Consider the following 539-nt stretch of genomic DNA (forward strand, 5'->3'; position numbering starts at 1 on the left):
GTAAGACCGAAGCACAGCTTCGCAGCTTACTGAGGTGAGGTCATGGACGACCGAGGTAACCAAGCTACAGGGACGTATAGTTGAAACCACTCTTAATCGTGCCACCTCTTATATAACAATAAGGCTCAGCTATTCGAGTGTTATAGCTTGGTTATAAACAGCGTTGCATCGATTTGTCAAAACCTAAACGCTAAAAAGCAAAAAAACCGTCGCATCTCTGCAACGGGTTTCTTAAATTAGGAGCCTGGTGATGACCTACTTTCACATGGCAAATGCCACACTATCATCGGCCGGGGCCGGCCTTCCGGCAGTTCCGTTTCACTTCTGAGTTCGGCATGGGCGGGGCTGGCCTTCCAGTCTGGTGGGTCCTGAACGCAAAAAACCCGCTGCATTGCTGCAACGGGTTTCTTTAAATAAGGCCCTGACGATGTTCTACTTTCACATGGCAAATGCCACACTATCATCGACGCTGTTTCGTTTCACTTCTGAGTTCGGCATGGGGTCAGGTGGTTCCAAAACGCTATGGTCGTCAGGAAAAA

General features: G+C 48.8%; 1 rRNA gene. It reads right to left on the reverse strand.

Annotated features, from left to right (window positions below):
- Positions 1–419: 419 nt before the first annotated feature.
- Positions 420–534 (reverse strand): 5S ribosomal RNA (gene rrf, locus KD147_RS16745).
- Positions 535–539: the final 5 nt, after the last annotated feature.

This window comes from Pseudoalteromonas sp. BDTF-M6, from assembly GCF_018334135.1.
In the GTDB taxonomy this organism is placed as follows: Bacteria; Pseudomonadota; Gammaproteobacteria; order Enterobacterales; family Alteromonadaceae; genus Pseudoalteromonas.